Raw genomic sequence first — 21,415 nt, 5'->3', positions numbered from 1 at the left:
CGCGCCGTCCTTCTTCTGTTGTATGGACTACTTAGCGGTTACCGTACCGGACTGGCGGGCGTCAGCAGCCCCGGCTGCCACCGTGTCGGCGCCTTCCTGGCTGCCTGCTTCCTGTCCGCCTGCGTTCTGGTGGTCCAGCGCTGCCTTGACCAGGCCTGCGAACAGCGGGTGGGGGCGGGTGGGACGCGAGCTCAGCTCGGGGTGCGCCTGGGTGGCCACATAGTACGGGTGGACTTCCGCGGGCAGCTCCACGAACTCGACGAGCTTGCCGTCCGGTGACGTGCCGGAGAAGACCAGGCCTTCGGCGGCAATCTGGTCACGGTACTTGTTGTTAACCTCGTATCGGTGGCGGTGCCGCTCGCTGACGGTGGTCTTGCCGTAGGTGCCGGCAATGACGGATCCCTCATCAAGCTTGGCCTCGTACAGGCCCAGGCGCATGGTGCCGCCCAGGTCGCCGCGGCCTTCGACAAATTCCAGCTGCTCCTCCATGGTGGCGATCACCGGGTACTTGGAGTCCGGCTCGAATTCGCTGGAGGACGCGCCCTTCAGGCCCACCACGTTGCGGGCGTACTCGATGACCATGCACTGCAGGCCAAGGCAGAGGCCAAGGACGGGCAGCTTGGTCTCGCGTGCGAACTTCAGCGCGCCGAGCTTGCCCTCCAGGCCGCGGATGCCGAAGCCGCCCGGGACGCAAATGGCGTTGACTCCGTCAAGGGCTTTGATGGCGCCCTCACGGGTTTCACACTCATCAGACGGGACCCAGCGGATCTTGACCTTGGCCTCGTTGGCGAAACCGCCGGCGCGCAGGGCCTCGGTCACGGAGAGGTAGGCATCTGGAAGGTCGATGTACTTGCCCACCAGTGCGATCTCGACGTGGTGCTTGGGATTGTGGACGGCCTCGAGCAGCCGGTCCCAGCTGGTCCAGTCCACATCCTTGAAGGGAAGGTCCAGGGCGCGCACGATGTAGGAGTCCAGGCCCTGGCTGTGCAGCGTCTTGGGGATGTCGTAGATGCTGGGGGCGTCGGCAGCGTTGACCACGGCGTCGATGTCGACATCGCACATCCGCCCGATCTTTTCCCGCATGGCCTCGGGGACTTCGCGGTCGGAGCGGATCACGATCGCCTCGGGCTGGATGCCGATGGAGCGCAGCGCAGCGACGGAATGCTGGGTGGGCTTGGTCTTCAGCTCCTGGGAAGGCCCGATGTAAGGAACCAGCGACACGTGGAGGAAGAACACGTTGGTCCGGCCGATGTCCTGGCGCACCTGGCGGGCGGACTCCAGGAACGGCTGGGATTCGATATCGCCGACGGTGCCGCCGATTTCGGTGATGATGACGTCCGGGGCGTTCTTGCCTTCGGCAGGCAGGCGCATGCGGCGCTTGATTTCATCGGTGATGTGCGGGATGACCTGGACGGTGTCGCCGAGGTACTCGCCGCGCCGCTCCTTGGCGATCACCGTGGAGTAGATTTGGCCGGTGGTCACGTTGGCCGAGCCCTCAAGGTTTTCGTCCAGGAATCGCTCGTAGTGCCCGATATCGAGGTCGGTCTCAGCGCCGTCGTCCGTAACGAAGACCTCGCCGTGCTGGAATGGGTTCATCGTGCCCGGATCCACGTTCAGGTAGGGATCGAGCTTCTGCATAGTTACAGAGAGGCCGCGCGCCCGCAGGAGGTGGCCGAGGCTGGAGGCCGTCAGTCCCTTACCGAGCGAGGACGCCACACCGCCGGTGACGAAGATGTGTTTGGTCGTCTGGGAGGAGCCCGGGAACCGGGTATTTACACGGGAATTTGATCGCTGCACCACGGAATTCGAGCCTATCATCAATTGCGCCTTCCACGGATCGGGAAACTGTTCCCCCAAACGTCCAAGTGTGCCTGCCCGGCTCCACCCTTATCAAGGGCGGAGCCGCCACCTCCCCGGCTCCGGGCTCGCCCGCGAAACAGCTGTCAGGCCCGCTGCGGCAGGAGTTTCGCGTCATCCAGCAGTTCCTGCGCGTGCGCACGGGCCGACTCCGAATCCTCCTGGCCGGCAAGCATGCGGGCCAGTTCACGGACCCGTTCCGGGCCGTCGAGGAGGCGCACATCACTGGAGGTGAACCCGGTGGCCGTGCCGCCGTCGGCTCCCCTGACGGAAGTCTTGGTGACAGTGATGTGCTGGTCCGCGAACGCGGCGACCTGCGGCAGGTGGGTGACCACCAGCACCTGCACGTGGCGGGCCAACATGGCCAGCCGGCGCCCGATCTCGACGGCGGCGCGCCCGCCCACGCCCGCGTCCACCTCGTCGAAGACGAACGTAGGCACGGGGTCCACGGCGGCCAGCACCACTTCGATGGCCAGCATCACGCGGGACAGTTCACCGCCGGAGGCACCCTTGCCCAACGGCCGGGCCGGGGCGCCGGAGTGCGGCTGCAGCAGGAAACTGATCTCGTCCGCGCCGTGCGGGCCCAGCTGGTTGGCGGGCTCCAGGTTGATCACCAGGGTGGCGTCGGCCATGGCAAGTGCCTTGAGTTCGGCGCTGACGCGTGCCGAAAGCTCTTTGCCGGCCTTTGCCCGGATCTTGCTGATCGCGGCAGCCTGCTTGGTGAGCTCCCCTTCCGCCCGGGCAACCTCCGCGTCCAGCGCCTCGATGCGGGAAGAATCGTCCTGCAGCTCATCGAACCTGGCACGGGCCTTTTCCGCCCACTCCAGTACTTCGTCGATGGTGGGGGCGTACTTCCGCACCAGCTTTGCCAGGGATGCCCGCCGGTCCTCGATCTCGGCGAGCCGTTCAGGACCCTCGGAGTCCAGGCTGGCCTGGTAGCTGGCCAGCTCGGTGGCGATGTCGTTGAGCAGGAACCCCACTTCGGCGAGCCGGGCGGCAGCCGCACCCAGCGCGGCGTCGTGCTCGGCAACGTGTTCCAGGGTGCGCTTGGCGGCGTCCACCAAAGTGGTGGCGTCTCCCTGCTCGCCAAAGTCCTCCGCGATGAGGGCCTGGTGGGCGGTGGTCGCTGCGATCCGCAGTTCCTCGACGTTCGCCAGCTTGACGGCTTCCGCCTTCAGCAGCTCGTCCTCCCCCGGCTGCGGATCCACCTCGTCAATCTCCGCCAGGGCCTGTTCCAGCGATTCGGCCTCGCGCAGCCTGTCGCGGGCGGCACTGCGCAGTTCGTCCAGTTCGGACTGGCTGGCCTTCCAGTGGCTGTACAGGTCCTGGTATGTGGCAAGCTGCCCTGCGAGGGATTCGCCCGCGAACTTATCGAGGGCACCCCGCTGGGCGGCCGCGCCCTTGAGCCGGATCTGGTCTGACTGGCCGTGGACAACCACCAGGGTTTCGCCGATCTCGGCCAGGACGCCCACAGGCGCGGCGCGGCCGCCCAGGAAGGCACGGCTGCGTCCGTCCGCACTGAGGCGCCGTGCCAGGATCAGCTCGGCGCCGCCGTCGAACTCCTCCGCTTCCGCGCCCGCGTCCAGCGCACGCACAACGGCGGGGTGGCCCGCATCGAGCTTCAGCACGGCCTCAGCCGTGGCGCTCTTGGCACCGCTCCGGACTGCACCGGCATCCGACCGCGCACCGAGCAAAAGGCCGACGGCGGTGACCACCATGGTCTTGCCGGCACCGGTTTCACCGGTCACAACGCTCAGGCCCGGACCCAGCGGCAGGGTCGCATCGGTGATGACGCCAAGATCGCGGATTCTCAGTTCTTCAAGCATGTTTTCACTTTGCGGTTGACGGATCTGTATCTGCATCGGAAGGGGCGGGAAGCGGTCCCTGCAGCGGCGGCATGGGCCGGGGCGTGCGGACCACGGGGATGGGACCGGTATGGATGGAGTCCGCCCGCGGGACGGGCCCGCGCCACCCGTGGATGGGCAACTCGAACTTGCGCACCAGCCGGGCCGAGAACGGGGTCTGGTGCGTGCGGGCCAGCCGGACCGGGATGGCCGACTTGGTCACTTCCACCCGGGCGCCGGGCGGCAAATCCACAGAGCGGCGGCCGTCGCACCACAGGACCCCCTGGGCATCGGTACGGTTCAGGACCTCGACTGCGAGCTTTGAACGCGGGGACACGACGAGCGGCTTGGCGAACAGGGCGTGGGCGCTGATAGGCACGATGACCAGGGCCTCCACCTCGGGCCAGACCACCGGTCCGCCGGCCGAGAATGCGTAGGCGGTGGAACCTGTGGGGGTGGCCAGGACAATACCGTCGGAGCCGAAGGACGTGAGCGGGCGCTCGTCCACCTCTGTGACCACCTCGAGCATCCGTTCCCGGTTGGCTTTTTCGATCGCGGCTTCGTTGAGCGCCCACGTGTGCCAGATCTTCTGGCCGCGGACCCACACCTGGACGTCGATGGTCATGCGTTCTTCCACCGTGTACTCGCGGCTGGCAATCCACTCGACCGTCTGGGCCAGGTCCGCCCGCTCGCTTTCCGCCAGGAAGCCCACGTGGCCCAGGTTGACGCCCAGCAGCGGAACATCCTCCTCACGGACCAGTTCCGCGGCGCGCAGGATGGTGCCGTCGCCACCCAGCACCATCACGAGTTCCACTTCCGGCAGCTGGACGTGATCGTGGAGTACTTCCACCGGCTGGGCCAGGTGCCCGAAAAACCGTTCCATGTCGCCCAGCTCGGATTCCTGCATCACTGGAACGATGCCCGAGGAATGCAGCAGGGCACAGGCCTCCCAGGCGGCTTTCAGTGATTCCTCGCGGCCGGTGTGGGCAAGGACCAGTACACGCCTGCTCATCAGGTTCCGCTCTCTAGTGGTTCGGCCAGATACGTCCGAGCAAGGCAGCGGCTGCTGCCTCCCGCTCTTCGATCTTAGGCAAGTCTTGGCTGATCCTGCGTTTTATCCACAGGAAGTATTCAACGTTTCCGTCCTGGCCCGGCAACGGACTGGCCGCCAGCCCCCGGAGGTCCAGTCCGGCGTCGAGCGCTGCCAGGGCTACCTTTTCCACCGCCAGCCGGCGCTCCCGCTCCGACGTCACCACACCGGTGCGACCCAGCCGGTCCTTGCCGATCTCGAACTGCGGCTTCACCATGAGCACCAGGTCCCCGCCCGGCTCCGTGCAGCGGGCCAGCGGCTCCACTACGAGCGTGAGCGAGATGAAGGACAGGTCCGCCACGGTCAGCGCCGCGGTGCCGCCGATGTCCTCCGGGGCCATGTAGCGCACGTTCATGCCCTCGTGCACAGTGACGCGGACATCCTCCCGAAGCTGCGGCACCAGCTGGCCGTGCCCGACGTCGACCGCCACCACGTGTGCCGCACCCCGGCGGAGCAGGACGTCGGTAAAGCCGCCCGTGGAAGCGCCTGCGTCAAGGCACCGTTTGCCTTCCGCCGATACCTCGGGGAAGGCGTCCAGCGCGCCGGCGAGTTTGTGGCCGGCGCGGCTGACGTAGGTGTCCTGTTCGCCGTGATCCACGGCGAGGTCGCGGTCCTCCTCAACCTGCAGGGAAGCTTTAACCAGCACCTTACCTGCCGAGCTGACCTTCCCCTCGGCGATCAGGGCGGCCGCGTGCGTCCGCGACCTGGCCAGGCCGCGGGCCACCAGGGCCTGGTCGAGGCGTACGGGCATCAGGCTCCGCCGCCCGCGGCCGGGCCGTCCGCTGGTCCGCTGTCTCCCGGCCCGGCGTTGAGGGCGTCCAGCAGTGCGTCATGAAGCCCGTTGTAAACGGCTTCGTGTTCCGCCACTGGAGACTGCGGAAGGGTTTCGAGCCGGGCCAGGACGGCAGTTACGGCAGGATCGGTAATACCGGCGCCCGATGCCTGCGGCCAGTTTGGGGAAGGCTGGGCTGCCAGGTGCCCGGCGGAGTCGGTCAGCTCAGTCATTCCACCAGTCTAATGATCCAGCCAGGCCAGCTGCGGCGCCTGCGCCACGGCGGCATCAGGCGTAGCTGCCCACCACGCCGCGCACGCCGCGCGCCAGGCATTGAGGTCATCCTTGCTGCCGATGATGCCCACCGCTCCGCCCGCCACGCGGGCCGTCGCCCCGCCGCAGGAGTAGGTGCCGTCGTCGTGCGTGACCTCCGGATACGCACGGTGCAGGTCCGGCAGCGTTTCGATGATGTAGTCCGGCCGCTCGGCCGCCCGTGCGGCAAGGATGCTTTGCCGGGTGTCGACGCCGGTAAGCACCGCTACGGTGGCGAAACCGGCGTTGTTGCCGCCCAGGATATCCGTATCCAGCCGGTCGCCCACCACAAGCGGACGTTCGGCACCGAGCCGCTTGGCAGCCGAGTGGAAAAGCGGCGCTTCCGGCTTGCCCGCCACAAGGGGTTTCTTGCCGGTGGCAGCTGTCACCGCCGCCACCAGCGAGCCGTTGCCGGGTGCAATCCCGCGGGCCTGGGGAATGGACATGTCCGTGTTGGTGGCCACCCAAAACGCACCGGCGGACACCACGTAGGCAGCCTCGGCAAGGTGCTTCCAGCCGATCTCCGGGTTGAAGCCCTGCACCACTGCCACCGGGTCCTCGTCCTGGCTGTACACGGGAACCAGGCCCACCAGTTCGATTTCCGCGGCCAGCGCCGGACTGCCGGTAATCAGGATGCGGGAGCCCGGTGCCAGCCGTGAGGCCAGCAGCTCCGCGGCAGCCCGGGAGGAGCTCACCACCTGGTCGTCCCCCGCAGGCGCACCAAGTTCACGCAGGTGGGCAGCGACCTGGGCCGGGGAACGCGAGGCATTGTTGGTGACATAGCCCAGCCCCACGCCGACATCGGCCAGCTGCTTCAGCGCTTCGACCGCGCCGGGAATCGCGTGCGGTCCGGCATACACCACTCCGTCGAGGTCTGCCAGGAGAGCGTCGAACCGGGAAATCAGCGGATCGTTGGTCATCCGAGTCAGTCTTCCCGGCTGTCCTGGCCACTGAGCAGGTCATCCACGTTCTCGCCGTTCAGCCCGTCGAATTCCAGCTCGTCCTGTTCCACCGAATCCTCGTCCGACTCCGCATCGTCCGATTCGAAGTAGCCGGCTTCCTGGTCATCGAGGTCGGTATCGACAGCCTCATCCGCATCATCGGCAGGCGGGGCGCTTTCGAAAGTGCCGGCGTCGGACGCTGCAACTGTTGCTCCGGCAGACGCGCCGGCGGCAGCGGTGGCCGTCTCCGCCGCGCCGGACGCGCGGTCCTTCCGACGGCGGCGCTCGGCTTCCTCGCGCGCCTCTTCCTCCTCGTCCCAGCCAAGGTCGATGATGTCAGGCTCCTCGTCAACGCCCTGTCCGAGCGCGTTCTCGGCAACCACGGCCTGCTTCTGCCACCGGTCAGCCTCAGCCTCGCGGCCGGCCGCAATGAGGGCATCGGCGTAGGCGCGGAAAAGCCGGGGGCTGTAGGAGAAGGCCCGGTTGATGTCCAGCTGCGGGATTTCCAGTTCGGCCACCGCGGCGTCCATCTGGCCAAGATCGCGCCGTGCACCGGACGCCACGATCGCCAGTTCCACCTTGCCCGGGGCGTCCAGGTCCTGGGCTTCCTCGGAGCGCGCCACGTCCAGGGCGCGGTCCGGGCGTCCAAGTCCCCGTTCGCAGTCAGCCATGACGGGCAGGTGCACGTTGGAACCACTGATGCGCCGGTAGGTACGGAATTCCCGGAGCGCCTCTCCGTAGTGGCCGGCAGCGTAGGCGGTCAGTCCCACGGCTTCACGGACTGCTGCGAGCCGTCCGCCGCGCCGGCTGGCGGCCAGTGCATGCTGGAATGCAAGCTCGGGTTCGTCGTCGATGAGCCGGCCGGCCATCACCAGGTGCCGGGCAACCCACTCTGCGTTCCGCGATTCGAGGGTCTTAATCTGGTGCTGCGTGGCGCGGTCCAGCTCCTTACCCGTCACATCCTCGTCGATCTCGGGAGACCGTTCCCGGTCCGGGCGGTTGGCGCTGCGAAGGTCCTTCGCGTTGGGCACCCGGGCGGGGCGGTCCTCATGGCGGTCGCGGCCGAAGGCGCGCTCACCGGAATCGCCACGGGGAGCACCACCGCGGGGCGAGTCAGCGCGGTCAAAGTTACGGGACGGGCGGTCCTGGCGGTCACCGAACGGCTTGCGGTTGTCCCCGCCGCTGTAGCTGCGGCGGTCGCCCTCCTCGCGGCGTGGGCGGTCACCGAAGGGCTTGCGGTCACGATCCCCGAACGGCTTGCGCTCCCCACCGCCGAAGCCGCGACGGTCACTCTCGCCGTCCCGTCGCGGCCGGTCACCAAACGGCTTACGCTCCCCACCGGCAAAGTTGCGACGGTCATTATCGCCGTCCCGTCGCGGCCGATCACCAAACGGCTTACGATCACGGTCACCAAACGGCTTGCGCTCCCCACCGCCGAAGCCGCGACGGTCACTCTCGCCGTCACGGCGCGGCCGATCACCGTAGGATTGGTTGTCCCGGTCCCCGTAGGACCTGCGATCCCCGCCGCCGAAGCCGCGGCGGTCGCCCTCTTCTCGGCGCGGCCGATCACCATAGGACCGGTTGTCCCGGTCCCCATAGGACCTGCTTTCGCCACCGCCAAACCCGCGGCGGTCGTTATCGGTGTCCCGGCGCGGGCGGTCGCCGAACGGCTTACGTTCGCCACTGCCTGAGGAACGCCTGGAGGGGTCGTTGTTATCGCGGTTACCGCGGGACCGGAAGCCGCGCGGCTCGCCACCGGAGTTGTTGTTGCCCCGGAACGCTCCGCGATCATTTCCGCGGCTGCCGCCATTATGCTCGGCCATTATGGATTCCTCCTGTTGTGAGCCGACCACTGGCGCAACTGCAGCCGCTCGTATCCGTGTTTCGTTTCTACGCAACCCGAAATCAAGCGCTTCGAAGTCCGTACATCTTCATCAATTCTAGAGGAGCACCCTAATCAGCCGGGACACGGCCGGGTGTCCGAAAGCCCATCGTGGCAATCTTCACACCTGCTCCTCCCCCCGAAAACCTCTTTCCCATCCCGCAAAGTTTCCCGGACGCTCTCTCGGTTCCTGAGGGTATTAGCTTGGCGCTCCCGCATGGTTGGTTGTTAAATGTGGGAGGCCCCAACCGTGTGGTTGGGGCCTCGACCGTGATGTGTTGTCCGGCGGTGTCCTACTCTCCCACACCCTCCCGGGTGCAGTACCATCGGCGCTGTGGGTCTTAGCTTCCGGGTTCGGAATGGGACCGGGCGTTTCCCCCACGCTATGACCGCCGTAACCCTTTCACCCGTCACCCTCTTGGGGGTGTGGGAAAACTGTGTTGTGGTTACAAACTAGTAGTGGTTATTCAGTTTGTGGTTGGTTCCCCGTTACAACCCGGGTTGGGTTGTTGGTTGGGAACCACATAGTGGACGCAAGCACTCGATATGGTGTTGTGGTGTAAGTTGTTGGCCTATTAGTACCGGTCAGCTTCACGAGTCGTTAGTCCTCGCTTCCACATCCGGCCTATCAACCCAGTGGTCTGGCTGGGGGCCTCTCACACGCAATGTGTGTGGAAATCTCATCTTGAAGCGAGCTTCCCGCTTAGATGCTTTCAGCGGTTATCCCATCCGAACGTAGCTAATCAGCGGTGCACTTGGCAGTACAACTGACACACCAGAGGTTCGTCCGTCCCGGTCCTCTCGTACTAAGGACAGCCCTTCTCAAATTTCCTGCGCGCGCAGCGGATAGGGACCGAACTGTCTCACGACGTTCTAAACCCAGCTCGCGTACCGCTTTAATGGGCGAACAGCCCAACCCTTGGGACCTACTCCAGCCCCAGGATGCGACGAGCCGACATCGAGGTGCCAAACCATGCCGTCGATATGGACTCTTGGGCAAGATCAGCCTGTTATCCCCGAGGTACCTTTTATCCGTTGAGCGACGGCCATTCCACAATGTACCGCCGGATCACTAGTCCCGACTTTCGTCCCTGCTCGAGATGTCTCTCTCACAGTCAAGCTCCCTTGTGCACTTACACTCGACACCTGATTGCCAACCAGGCTGAGGGAACCTTTGGGCGCCTCCGTTACTTTTTAGGAGGCAACCGCCCCAGTTAAACTACCCATCAGGCACTGTCCCTGACCCGGATCACGGGCCGAAGTTAGATGTCCAAAGTGACCAGAGTGGTATTTCAACGATGACTCCACCCGAACTGGCGTCCGGGCTTCAACGTCTCCCACCTATCCTACACAAGCCACTCCGAACACCAATACCAAACTATAGTAAAGGTCTCGGGGTCTTTCCGTCCTGCTGCGCGTAACGAGCATCTTTACTCGTACTGCAATTTCGCCGAGTTTATGGTTGAGACAGCGGGGAAGTCGTTACTCCATTCGTGCAGGTCGGAACTTACCCGACAAGGAATTTCGCTACCTTAGGATGGTTATAGTTACCACCGCCGTTTACTGGGGCTTAAATTCTCAGCTTCGCCGTGAGGCTAACCGGTCCTCTTAACCTTCCAGCACCGGGCAGGAGTCAGTCCGTATACATCGTCTTGCGACTTCGCACGGACCTGTGTTTTTAGTAAACAGTCGCTTCCCCCTGGTCTCTGCGGCCCCGATCCCCTCCCGGACGCGAAGTCCGTTCAAGGTTGGGGCCCCCCTTCTCCCGAAGTTACGGGGGCATTTTGCCGAGTTCCTTAACCATAATTCTCTCGATCGCCTTAGTATTCTCTACCTGATCACCTGTGTCGGTTTGGGGTACGGGCGGCTAAAACCTCGCGCCGATGCTTTTCTCGGCAGCATAGGATCACCGAATCCCCCCATACGGGGGTCCCATCAGATCTCAGGCACATGAACAGCGGATTTGCCAACCGTTCGCCCTACATCCTTAGACCGGGACAACCATCGCCCGGCTCGGCTACCTTCCTGCGTCACACCTGTTAATACGCTTGCCTCCCAGGATCAGGCCCTGCGCTCCACCAAAACCCTTCCGTCCAAAGGACGGTCGGGCAGGTTTCGGGCAGTTAGTATCCCCTGTTCAACATGGGCGGTTTTTCGCCGGTACGGGAATATCAACCCGTTGTCCATCGACTACGCCTGTCGGCCTCGCCTTAGGTCCCGACTTACCCAGGGCAGATTAGCTTGACCCTGGAACCCTTGATCATCCGGCGGACGGGTTTCTCACCCGTCTTTCGCTACTCATGCCTGCATTCTCACTCGTGTAGGCTCCACCACTGGTTTACACCGCAGCTTCACCGCCCACACGACGCTCCCCTACCCATCCACACTCCTGAACCATGACGGCTAAGAACATGTGTGAATGCCACAACTTCGGCGGTGTACTTGAGCCCCGCTACATTGTCGGCGCGGAATCACTTGACCAGTGAGCTATTACGCACTCTTTTAAGGATGGCTGCTTCTAAGCCAACCTCCTGGTTGTCTGGGCAACTCCACATCCTTTCCCACTTAGCACACGCTTAGGGGCCTTAGTTGGTGGTCTGGGCTGTTTCCCTCTCGACTATGAAGCTTATCCCCCACAGTCTCACTGCTGCGCTCTCACTTACCGGCATTCGGAGTTTGGCTGACGTCAGTAACCTTGTAGGGCCCATCGGCCATCCAGTAGCTCTACCTCCGGCAAGAAACACGCAACGCTGCACCTAAATGCATTTCGGGGAGAACCAGCTATCACGAAGTTTGATTGGCCTTTCACCCCTACCCACAGCTCATCCCCTCCATTTTCAACTGAAGTGGGTTCGGTCCTCCACGACGTCTTACCGTCGCTTCAACCTGGCCATGGGTAGATCACTTCGCTTCGGGTCTAGATCACGCCACTCACACGCCCTATTCAGACTCGCTTTCGCTACGGCTGCCCCACACGGGTTAACCTCGCGACGTAACACTAACTCGCAGGCTCATTCTTCAAAAGGCACGCCGTCACAACTACAAGGCTGCTCCGACGGATTGTAAGCACACGGTTTCAGGTACTATTTCACTCCCCTCCCGGGGTACTTTTCACCTTTCCCTCACGGTACTGGTCCGCTATCGGTCATTAGGGAGTATTTAGGCTTATCAGGTGGTCCTGACAGATTCGCACGGGATTTCTCGGGCCCCGTGCTACTTGGGATAACCTCCACAGGCTGCATCACGCATTACGGTTACGGGGCTAACACCCTCTCTGGCCGGCCTTTCAAAACCGTTCACCTATACGCACACATCACCCCACTGCCCCGGCAGAGACAGTACGGGAAGTCCCACAACCCCGACCATGCAACGCCCGCCGGCTATCACACATGGAACGGTTTAGCCTGATCCGCGTTCGCTCGCCACTACTAACGGAATCACAATTTGTTTTCTCTTCCTGCGGGTACTGAGATGTTTCACTTCCCCGCGTTCCCTCCACGCACCCTATGAGTTCAGGTACGGGTCACCAGATCACTCGCGCGCCTGGCGGGGTTTCCCCATTCGGACACCCTGGGATCACAGTCCGGTTATCGACTCCCCCAGGCTTATCGCAGATTCCTACGTCCTTCTTCGGCTCCTAATGCCAAGGCATCCACCGTGTGCCCTTAAAAACTTGACCACAAAAATCAAGAACAAAAACACTCGAGAGAACCACGGAAACCAACCACACCAAAACGATGCGGCCAGATCCAGGTTCATGTCTTGGAAATTGCTTCTATAAAAGATGCTCGCGTCCACTATGTAGTTCTCAAACAACAACCCCACACCACACACCCCACACACAGCCCCCAACAAAGGAAGCCACCCGTGCATGATCGGTACGGCAGGGAAACCAGAAACAAAGTACCGCCACCAACCCCCAAGGGGGCCGCCAACGGCCCTGTTGCCTCAGGACCCAACAGTGTGCCAAACACTAAACCACCCATCCCCGCCACCACCGTTCCAGAACCACCAGGGTCCGTACTAGGAAAGAAAAGCAGAAACAAGCAGCCGCTATTTGTTGATATTCCACCCATGAGCACCCGCCACAAAACACTCGTCTGTGCTGCGGGCTGCTTCCTGACAACACCCACCACCAACATGCGCTGGCAGACGGTTGTTGTAGGCGCTCCTTAGAAAGGAGGTGATCCAGCCGCACCTTCCGGTACGGCTACCTTGTTACGACTTAGTCCCAATCGCCAGTCCCACCTTCGACGGCTCCCTCCCACAAGGGGTTAGGCCACCGGCTTCGGGTGTTACCAACTTTCGTGACTTGACGGGCGGTGTGTACAAGGCCCGGGAACGTATTCACCGCAGCGTTGCTGATCTGCGATTACTAGCGACTCCGACTTCATGGGGTCGAGTTGCAGACCCCAATCCGAACTGAGACCGGCTTTTTGGGATTAGCTCCACCTCACAGTATCGCAACCCTTTGTACCGGCCATTGTAGCATGCGTGAAGCCCAAGACATAAGGGGCATGATGATTTGACGTCGTCCCCACCTTCCTCCGAGTTGACCCCGGCAGTCTCCTATGAGTCCCCACCATCACGTGCTGGCAACATAGAACGAGGGTTGCGCTCGTTGCGGGACTTAACCCAACATCTCACGACACGAGCTGACGACAACCATGCACCACCTGTAAACCAGCCCCAAAAGGGGAAACCACATTTCTGCGGCGGTCCGGTCCATGTCAAGCCTTGGTAAGGTTCTTCGCGTTGCATCGAATTAATCCGCATGCTCCGCCGCTTGTGCGGGCCCCCGTCAATTCCTTTGAGTTTTAGCCTTGCGGCCGTACTCCCCAGGCGGGGCACTTAATGCGTTAGCTACGGCGCGGAAAACGTGGAATGTCCCCCACACCTAGTGCCCAACGTTTACGGCATGGACTACCAGGGTATCTAATCCTGTTCGCTCCCCATGCTTTCGCTCCTCAGCGTCAGTTAATGCCCAGAGACCTGCCTTCGCCATCGGTGTTCCTCCTGATATCTGCGCATTTCACCGCTACACCAGGAATTCCAGTCTCCCCTACATCACTCTAGTCTGCCCGTACCCACCGCAGATCCGGAGTTGAGCCCCGGACTTTCACGGCAGACGCGACAAACCGCCTACGAGCTCTTTACGCCCAATAATTCCGGATAACGCTTGCGCCCTACGTATTACCGCGGCTGCTGGCACGTAGTTAGCCGGCGCTTCTTCTGCAGGTACCGTCACCTTGCGGCTTCTTCCCTACTGAAAGAGGTTTACAACCCGAAGGCCGTCATCCCTCACGCGGCGTCGCTGCATCAGGCTTGCGCCCATTGTGCAATATTCCCCACTGCTGCCTCCCGTAGGAGTCTGGGCCGTGTCTCAGTCCCAGTGTGGCCGGTCACCCTCTCAGGCCGGCTACCCGTCGTCGCCTTGGTAGGCCATTACCCCACCAACAAGCTGATAGGCCGCGAGTCCATCCAAAACCACAAAAGCTTTCCACCAACCACCATGCGATGGAAGGTCATATCCGGTATTAGACCCAGTTTCCCAGGCTTATCCCAGAGTCAAGGGCAGGTTACTCACGTGTTACTCACCCGTTCGCCACTAATCCCCCCAGCAAGCTGGAGATCATCGTTCGACTTGCATGTGTTAAGCACGCCGCCAGCGTTCATCCTGAGCCAGGATCAAACTCTCCGTTGAAGTAAAACAGACACAACCAAAACCAGCGGAAATAACACCGGAAAAGGCTGCACAAAATTTGAAACCAGCCAAAAACACCAGACCACACCACAGGGGCGGCATGACCCGGCAAATTCAACCAATCAATAAAACAATCGGTATCAACAAACTTGGCACACTATTGAGTTCTCAAACAACAGACACATTCGAATACTTCCGAAACAAGAAAAGAATTTGTTTCGCATTTCTTCGCTGCGATGTTTCCAGCTTATTTCATTCATATTCACTTTTGCAAATCCGGTTGTTATCCCGGAATTCACTCGGTGGAATGAATCCGCCCAGCCTAAATTCGAGCTTTTCTTCGGACAGAGCCTTGCTCCGTCAAGAATCGCTTCTCATTTAGTCGGGGGCTTGTCACCACTCGGCGGCGGCGACTCAGAAAACAATACACGCCCCTCCGGAGCCGTGCAAATCGGCTGCGGAAGGGCGTGTACGTGATAGCGGGACCCGGCGGTTACGGAACCAGCACCTCAACGGTGGCCAGGTTCTTCTTGCCCCGGCGAAGCAGCAGGTACTGTCCGTGCAGCAACTCGTCCTCGGAGATCACCGCTTCGGGATCCAGCACCTTCTCGTTGTTGACGTAGGCGCCGCCTTCCCCGACAGTGCGCCGGGCCGCCGACTTACTCTCCGAAAGCCCGGACGCCACGAGCAGATCGATGATCCCCATCCCGTCCACCTGCACAGTGGCAGAGGGCAGCTCGGATGTGGCGGCCTGGAGCGTCGGCTTATCCAGGGCAGACAGATCGCCGTTGCCGAACAGCGCAGCCGAGGCTGCGATGACCTTTTCGGTAGCCTCCACCCCGTGGACCAGCGAGGTCACCTCGTACGCGAGCTTGCGCTGGCCTTCCCGGGCGAACGGACGCTCGGCAACAGCCTTGGCGATCTCCTCGATCTCGGCGCGGGTAAGGAAAGTGAAAACCTTGAGCCGGTCCACGACGTCCGCATCGGCCGTGTTGAGCCAGAACTGGTAGAACGCGTAGGGGCTGCACATGCCCGCGTCCAGCCAAATCGCGTTGCCCTCGCTCTTGCCGAACTTGCTGCCGTCCGAGTTGGTGATCAGCGGCGTTCCCAGCGCATGGACGCTCTTGCCCTCTACCTTGCGGATCAGCTCGGTTCCGCTGGTGAGGTTGCCCCACTGGTCGGAGCCGCCGGTCTGCAGCACGCAGCCGTAGTCGCGGTAGAGCTGCAGGTAGTCCATGCCCTGCAGGATCTGGTAGCTGAACTCGGTGTAGCTGATGCCCTCGTCCGAGTTGAGCCGGGAGGCCACGGCGTCCTTGCGCAGCATGGTACCCACCCGGAAGTGCTTGCCCACTTCACGCAGGAAGTCGATGGCGCTCAGCGGCGCGGTCCAGTCCAGGTTGTTGACCATCCGGGCGGCGTTGTCCCCCTCAAAGCTGAGGAAGCGGCGCACCTGGGCCTGGAGGTAGCCCACCCATTCGGTCACCGTGTCCTTGGTGTTCAAGGTACGCTCCGCCGTGGGGCGCGGGTCACCGATCAACCCGGTGGAACCGCCCACCAGCCCCAGTGGCTTGTGGCCGGCAAGCTGCAGCCGCCGCATGACGAGCAGCTGTACCAGGTTGCCCAGGTGCAGCGAAGGCGCGGTGGGATCGAAGCCGCAATAGTACGTAACCGGTGCACCGGCGAGGAGCTTTTCCAGCTCGGCTTCGTCGGTGGAGACGTGGATCAGGCCACGCCATTTCAGCTCCTGCCAAATGTTGGCAAAAGTGGGGTCGTTCTGTTGCGATTCGAGGCTGCTGATGTCTGGCACGCTTTCTAAGTTAGCAGTATCCGGAACTCCGGATCAGCGCTCGATTCCGGCGGGAACGGGCTGGCCCGCGATCAGCCGGAGCCGCTGTGTGGCGCGGGTCATGGCAACGTAGAGGTCCCCCACCTTGCCGTGCTCATGGTTGAGCATGGCGGCAGGTTCCAGGACCACGACGCCGTCGAACTCCAGGCCCTTGGCGTCGCGGGGGCTGATGACCACGATGTCCTGTTCGTAGCTGCCTGCGCCCGTGCCGATGCGGCGTCCGTAAACGGCGCGGAGGGCCGCGGTGGCTTCAGGCAACAGGTCGCCGTCGGCAATCACGGCGAGCAAACCGCCGTCGAGAGCGTCCAGCTCCTCAGGAAGGATCTCTACCAGCCGCCGGACCAGGCCGCCCGGCTCCACTTCATCGATGATGGGCGCCCAGCGTCCTTCCCGGACAGCCTTGGGCGCGGACACCACAAGTCCTGCAGCATTGGCCATCCGCACGGCCGCCTCGGCGATCTGGGACGGTGTGCGGTAGTTGACCGTGAGTTCCTCCAGCTGCCAGCGGTCACCGAACATAGGGGCAAGCGCTCCCTGCCAGGAATTGGCGCCCGCAACGGAGCTGGTCTGGGCGATATCGCCCACGATGGTGAAGGACTTAAGAGGGCAGCGGCGGACCAGCAGCCGCCACTGCATGGGGGAAAGCTCCTGCGCCTCGTCCACCACGATGTGCCCGAAAGCCCAGGTCCGGTCGCTCGTGGCACGCTCGGCCGCGGTCAGCCGCGCCTCGCGTTCCTGGTTGTGCTCCATCAGGTCTTCCGCCGTCATCAAGGCGTCAACACCGGCGGTTTCCATGTTGGCAAGGGTCTGCTTGGCGTTGGCGAGGTCCCGGGCGCGGTCGTGTTCCTGCTGGGCCAGCCCGCGCCCGGCAGCAGGATCCAGCTCGCCCAGCAGTTCGGCGGCCTCGTCGAGCAGCGGCACGTCGGCTTCGGTCCACGGCGCGCCGGCAGGCCGCTGAAGCAGGGCCCGCTGGGCCGGTGTCAGGTTGGGGGTGCAGAACTGCAGTACCTCCGGCTTGCTGAACAGATCCGAGATCAGCTTTTCCGGGGTCATGGGCATCCAGCACAGGTTAAGGGCAATGCGGACGTCCCGCGCGGTGCGGACGTCCTCCGCCAGGTAGGAGCGGTCGGCGTTATTGCCGATGTTGCCTGCCTCCACCAGGTCCGTCATCTGCTCCGTCAGTTCCTTCAGCAGGATCTTGACGAACGTCACGCGCGCCTCGTTGTACGGCTTCCCGGTAGCACGGGCACGTTCCCGCGCGCGCCGCACCTGCCTGGGCGTCAGCGTCAGCTTGCGCCCGTCCACTTCCAGGATCCGGTTCGACGCGGGGACCCGCTGGCGATTGGACACCGCGTTGGCCACGATCTCCGCCATGTCCAGCCTGCCCTTGAGCGCCGCGACATCGGCTTCCTTTTCGGGGACGGCCTGGATGCCGGGCATCAGGCGGCCCAGGCTGGCCATCACCACGCCGGTCTCGCCCAGGGAGGGCAGCACGCGTTCGATGTACTTCATGAACGACGACGACGGGCCCACCAGCAGCACACCTGCACTCTTGAGCCGGTCGCGGTGGGTGTAGAGCAGGTAGGCGGCACGGTGCAGCGCCACGGCGGTCTTGCCGGTGCCCGGGCCGCCCTGTACCACCAGCGCGCCGGAGATGGACGAGCGGATGATGCGGTCCTGCTCCGACTGGATGGTGCTGACGATGTCCGACATCCGGCCGGTGCGCTTGGAGTTAAGTGCCGCAAGGAGGGCGCCTTCGCCCTGCAACGACTCGTTGTCCGCCAGCATCCCGGCATCAAGGACATCGTCCTCGATGGCTTTCACCTCGCGGCCCTGCAGGATCAGGTGGCGCCGGCGCCGGACACCCTGCCGGTCGAACGCGGTGGCCTGGTAGAAGTGCCCGGCCTCAGGGGCACGCCAGTCAACCATCAAGCGCTGCAGGTCCTCGGTGGTGAGGCCGATGCGGCCGATGTACTGCGCTTCGCCGGAGTCCAGGTCCAGCCGTCCGAACACCAGGCGGTCGTCGACGGCGTCGAGCTGGGCCAGGCGGTCTTCGTACAGTGCGGCGAATGCGTCGCGCTCGGAAACGTTTTGCATGGTGCCCACTGCCCCGGCCCGGCGCACCTGCGCAAGCTGCCGGCGCTTTTCCTCACGGAGCTCCTCCAGCCGGGCGTACAACCCGGCCACATATTCCCGTTCGTGGGCCAAATCGGCGTCAAGCATCTAACGTTCCCCTATCGCAAAAGACAGACCTACTATTCTACAACCATTTCCGTTAACGCTGATGAAACGCGGACCGGTCCGGTCGCGGCAGGCCGGCGTCGGATCGGCCGGGCTTCCTCGCCCGCGGTTTGGCCGGCCTGTACGTGGACACGGTGGGATCGCCGGTGATCCAGAAGCGCCAGGCATACTCGTCGGACCCGCCGGCTCCGGACACCCCCACCCGGGGACCGGAGCTGACCTGCACAGCCGGCCCGGACGGAAGCACCAGCCCGAACGGCGGGGCAAGCGCGTCACGTCCGCTGTCCGCCGTCGTAAGCCCCAAGGCCTTCGCCAGGCGCGCAGGGCCCCGCGCCAGGTCGGAGGGGTTTTTCGACGTTGCCCGGCGGCGTTGCGCCAGGTCCAGTCCCTCGACGATTTCGCCGGCCCGCAACAACAGTGCTGAAGCAACGCCGTCCGGGCCGCAGACAATATTGGTGCAGTGGTGCATCCCGTAGGTGAAGTAGACGTAGAGGTGCCCCGCGGGGCCAAACATCGGCGCGTTCCGCGGCGTCGGGCCGCGGTAGGTGTGCGAGCCCGGATCCGGGTGGAGCGAATCCTCCGGCCCCAGGTAGGCCTCAACCTCGGTCAGCCGGACCGAAACCGGGCCTTCCCGCGACTCGTGCGTCAGGACAGCGCCCAGCAGCAGCGGCGCGAGCATCCGGGCATCCCCGGAGAGGAACTCCCGCAGCGGTTGCCCTGACAGGCCGGCTTTTTCAGTCATGGGCAGACCCTACCCACTTCGGTTGCATCACCTCCAGCAGGTTACCGAAGGAACCCTGCGGCCGTGTCCGATTTCCGCTAGTACCCGTCTCCGCGGGCTGGCAGGATGGAAGCCGTGGACTTTTGGCAGCGCTACCGGGCCATCGATGCCCGGGACACCCGGTTCGACGGACAGTTCTACACTGCCGTCCTTACCACGGGCATTTACTGCCGCCCGTCCTGCCCCGCAAGGACGCCCAAGGCCGCCAACGTCACCTTTTACGAGACGTCAGCTGCAGCGCACGACGCCGGCTACCGGGCCTGCAAGCGCTGCCTCCCGGAAGCGGTCCCGGGCACCCCGGCGTGGAACGTCCGGCAGGACATCGCCGGGCGGGCCATGCGCCTCATCAACGACGGCGTCATTAATCGCGATGGGGTGGAGGGACTGGCTGCCCGGCTGGGATACTCGTCGCGGCAGCTCAACAGGATCCTCACCCAGGAACTCGGTGCCGGGCCGTTGTCGCTCGCCCGGGCGGGCCGTGCCCAGACGGCACGCACCCTCCTGGTGTCCACGCGCATGAAGCTCGCTGACGTCGCCTTCGCCGCCGGCTTCAGCAGCATCCGGCAGTTCAACGAAACGATGCTCGAAGTCTTCGACATGACCCCCACTGCCCTGCGCCATACGGCCAGGCATGGAAAAACGTCCGGCAGTGCCACCGCACTGACCCTTAGCCTCCCCTACCGGCAACCCTTCGACCCCGGCATCTTCACCTTCCTCGCGTTGAGGTCGATACCCGGCATCGAAGCCGGCACGGCTACCTCCTATGCCCGTGCGCTGCGGCTGCCGCACGGAGACGCACGGTTCCGGGTTGAGTACGACGACGGAGCGCGGGAGCGGCCGCTGACGCTCACCGTCGGTGCGGTGGACCTGCGCGACCTTCCGGCCCTGCTGAGCCGCGTGCGGCGCCTCTTCGACCTTGACGCCGATCCCGAAGCCATCGACAGTGCCCTTGGGGAAGACGGCCGGCTTACCGGCCTGGTGGCGGAAGCCCCTGGCATCAGGATGCCCGGCGCCCTGGACCCCCAGGAACTGCTGGTGCGGGCCATGGTGGGCCAGCAGATCACCGTGGCCGCAGCGCGGACGGCCTTGACCGGGCTGTCCGCGGCCGGCAGCCCCAGCAGCGTCCCGGGCGACGGGCTGGACCGCCTTTTTCCCACCTCCGCCCAGATTGCGGCGGCCGGGCATTTGCTCCGCGGACCGCGGCGCAGGACGGAAGCGCTCCTTCACGCCGCTGCCGCGATGGCCGGGGGACGGATTGATCCAGGCTACGGGGACGACCTGGCGGGCCTTACTGCCATGCTGCTTCCCCTCCCCGGCGTGGGACCCTGGACGGTGGGTTACGCGGCCATGCGGATCCTCGGCGCCCCGGACATCTTCCTTGCCAACGACACCGCCGTGCGGAACGGCATCCGCGCCCTTTCCGGCGCCGGGGCACCTGATTTCCGGAACGTCAGTCCCTGGCGCTCCTACGCCACCATGCACCTGTGGCGGGCCGCCGCTGCACCAAAAGTCCGCGCCGGCACCGGTATCCTCCAGAAAGCGATGTAATGAAAGCCCAACTGCTCACCATGTCCACGCCGGATGGCCCCTTCACCATCCTCGCCTCGGACGGCCTGGTCCTGTCGTCCGGTTGGACGGCCGATCCGGCGGAGCTGACGGAACAGGTCCATCCGGCCCTCCTCCCCGATGCCTACGAGCCTGTCGGTGCGCTGGGGGACATATCCCTAGCCGTGGAAGCTTATTACGACGGCGACCCGCGCCCGGCCATGGACGTTCCGGTCCGGCAGCGGTCGGGTCCCTTCCGCGCACACGCGTGGGACGTCCTGCGGCAGGTCAAACCGGGTTTCCCCGTCACCTACACCGAGTACGCCGCCCTGGCCGGAAACCCCAAGGCCGTTCGGGCCGCGGCCAGCGCCTGCGCGTTCAACGCGGCAGCCCTGTTTGTGCCGTGCCACCGGGTGATCCGCACGAACGGCTCCCTGGGCGGTTTCCGCTGGGGGCTGCGGGTGAAAGAGAGCCTGCTGGCCCGGGAAGCCGTCTAGCCTGTGACTTGCGACGGTCAGTGGCACTGTTTTCACGGCGCTCGATGTCGCATTCCGGACAATCCTCCGCAGAATGCGATGGCAGTCTGACGCTCCACGCCAG

General features: G+C 64.0%; 13 protein-coding genes and 3 rRNA genes. 3 read left to right on the top strand and 13 right to left on the bottom strand.

Going from position 1 to position 21,415, the window contains the following annotated elements:
• Window positions 1-27: 27 nt before the first annotated feature.
• The 7 genes from ACLH0K_RS07205 to ACLH0K_RS07175 form a co-directional block, all read right to left on the bottom strand.
• Window positions 28-1,818 (bottom strand): CTP synthase, encoded by a 1,791-nt coding sequence (locus ACLH0K_RS07205; protein WP_411376113.1) that lies wholly within the window; start codon window positions 1,816-1,818, stop codon window positions 28-30.
• Between the two features lie 125 nt (window positions 1,819-1,943).
• The gene (gene recN, locus ACLH0K_RS07200) at window positions 1,944-3,683 is read right to left on the bottom strand and encodes a DNA repair protein RecN (protein ID WP_411376112.1); all 1,740 of its coding nucleotides are present in this window, start codon (window positions 3,681-3,683) and stop codon (window positions 1,944-1,946) included.
• 4 nt (window positions 3,684-3,687) lie between these two features.
• Window positions 3,688-4,713, bottom strand: a complete 1,026-nt coding sequence (locus ACLH0K_RS07195; protein WP_411376111.1) for an NAD kinase — start codon at window positions 4,711-4,713, stop codon at window positions 3,688-3,690.
• Between the two features lie 13 nt (window positions 4,714-4,726).
• Window positions 4,727-5,542, bottom strand: a complete 816-nt coding sequence (locus tag ACLH0K_RS07190; protein WP_411376110.1) for a TlyA family RNA methyltransferase — start codon at window positions 5,540-5,542, stop codon at window positions 4,727-4,729.
• Complete coding sequence (locus tag ACLH0K_RS07185) at window positions 5,542-5,796, bottom strand: hypothetical protein (protein ID WP_411376109.1); 255 nt, start codon at window positions 5,794-5,796, stop codon at window positions 5,542-5,544. Before ACLH0K_RS07185 ends, ACLH0K_RS07190 begins: the two co-directional genes overlap by 1 nt.
• Window positions 5,797-5,805: 9 nt before the next feature.
• A complete protein-coding gene (locus ACLH0K_RS07180) occupies window positions 5,806-6,795 on the bottom strand; it encodes an HAD-IIA family hydrolase (RefSeq protein ID WP_411376108.1) in 990 nt (329 codons plus the stop codon).
• Window positions 6,796-6,800: 5 nt separating this feature from the next.
• Window positions 6,801-7,847 carry a hypothetical protein gene (locus ACLH0K_RS07175; RefSeq protein WP_411376107.1) on the bottom strand — a complete coding sequence of 349 codons (1,047 nt, stop codon included), beginning with the start codon at window positions 7,845-7,847 and terminating at the stop codon, window positions 6,801-6,803.
• A gap of 18 nt (window positions 7,848-7,865) precedes the next feature.
• Between ACLH0K_RS07175 and ACLH0K_RS07170 the strand changes: the two genes are divergently transcribed.
• On the top strand, window positions 7,866-8,507 hold the full coding sequence (locus ACLH0K_RS07170; RefSeq protein ID WP_411376106.1) for a hypothetical protein: 642 nt from the start codon (window positions 7,866-7,868) through the stop codon (window positions 8,505-8,507).
• A gap of 471 nt (window positions 8,508-8,978) precedes the next feature.
• Here the strand turns inward: ACLH0K_RS07170 and rrf are convergent.
• From rrf to ACLH0K_RS07140, 6 genes are all read right to left on the bottom strand, one after another.
• Window positions 8,979-9,095 (bottom strand): 5S ribosomal RNA (gene rrf / locus ACLH0K_RS07165).
• Between the two features lie 157 nt (window positions 9,096-9,252).
• A 23S ribosomal RNA gene (locus ACLH0K_RS07160) occupies window positions 9,253-12,377 on the bottom strand.
• Between the two features lie 497 nt (window positions 12,378-12,874).
• A 16S ribosomal RNA gene (locus ACLH0K_RS07155) occupies window positions 12,875-14,402 on the bottom strand.
• Together the 16S, 23S and 5S rRNA genes form the textbook arrangement of a ribosomal RNA operon.
• Before the next feature lie 493 nt (window positions 14,403-14,895).
• Window positions 14,896-16,209, bottom strand: coding sequence for a tyrosine--tRNA ligase (gene tyrS / locus ACLH0K_RS07150; protein ID WP_411376105.1), 1,314 nt, complete (start codon window positions 16,207-16,209; stop codon window positions 14,896-14,898).
• 33 nt (window positions 16,210-16,242) lie between these two features.
• Window positions 16,243-18,471 (bottom strand): HelD family protein, encoded by a 2,229-nt coding sequence (locus ACLH0K_RS07145; RefSeq protein ID WP_411376104.1) that lies wholly within the window; start codon window positions 18,469-18,471, stop codon window positions 16,243-16,245.
• 52 nt (window positions 18,472-18,523) lie between these two features.
• Window positions 18,524-19,231 (bottom strand): DNA-3-methyladenine glycosylase, encoded by a 708-nt coding sequence (locus tag ACLH0K_RS07140; RefSeq protein ID WP_411376103.1) that lies wholly within the window; start codon window positions 19,229-19,231, stop codon window positions 18,524-18,526.
• 114 nt (window positions 19,232-19,345) lie between these two features.
• Between ACLH0K_RS07140 and ACLH0K_RS07135 the strand changes: the two genes are divergently transcribed.
• Entirely contained in the window at window positions 19,346-20,818 is a 1,473-nt protein-coding gene (locus tag ACLH0K_RS07135; RefSeq protein WP_411376102.1) for an AlkA N-terminal domain-containing protein, read from the top strand.
• Window positions 20,818-21,312 (top strand): methylated-DNA--[protein]-cysteine S-methyltransferase, encoded by a 495-nt coding sequence (locus tag ACLH0K_RS07130; protein WP_411376101.1) that lies wholly within the window; start codon window positions 20,818-20,820, stop codon window positions 21,310-21,312. Before ACLH0K_RS07135 ends, ACLH0K_RS07130 begins: the two co-directional genes overlap by 1 nt.
• Window positions 21,313-21,415: the final 103 nt, after the last annotated feature.

This window comes from Arthrobacter sp. MPF02, assembly GCF_046605375.1.
GTDB lineage: Bacteria > Actinomycetota > Actinomycetes > Actinomycetales > Micrococcaceae > Arthrobacter.
This window is presented reverse-complemented; position numbering and strand designations above follow the sequence as displayed.